1 protein-coding gene is annotated in these 517 nt (G+C 32.7%); it reads left to right on the top strand.

Annotated elements, in window-relative coordinates:
• The coding region (locus tag FUA24_RS08115; RefSeq protein ID WP_394344195.1) for a galactokinase at nt 1-517 on the top strand (517 nt) is incomplete at both ends.

The following is a 517-nucleotide window of genomic DNA, read 5'->3' as shown; positions in this document are numbered from 1 at the left end:
AATAAAGGTATTTATGCAGCCATACAAAAAACCAACGCCAACACATCATCTGCCTACGCGCTTGATAAAGATAGCTTAGTAAGTTTTAATTTAGATACTATTAAACCATTAAAAGAAGGTAGCTGGGAAAACTACATTTTAGGTGTTGTTGCCGAAATTAAAAACCGTAACAAAGTTATAGGTAACTTCAATATCGTTTTTAAAGGCGATATTCCAGGAGGTGCAGGTATGTCATCATCAGCCGCTTTAGAAAATAGTGTGGTTTTTGGCTTAAATGAAATATTCAACTTAGGGCTTTCTAAAGAAGAAATGATATTTATTTCGCAAAAAGCAGAACATAATTATGTTGGTGTTAATTGTGGTATAATGGACCAATACGCAAGTATGTTTGGAGTAAAAGATAACGCTCTTTTGCTAGATTGCCGTACCATTAAAGCAAAACCTTTTAAAATAGATTTTAAACACCACCAATTAATTTTAATAAACACAAACGTAAAACACAGCTTATCTGATAGTG

Source organism: Seonamhaeicola marinus, assembly GCF_008085455.1.
This window is presented reverse-complemented; position numbering and strand designations above follow the sequence as displayed.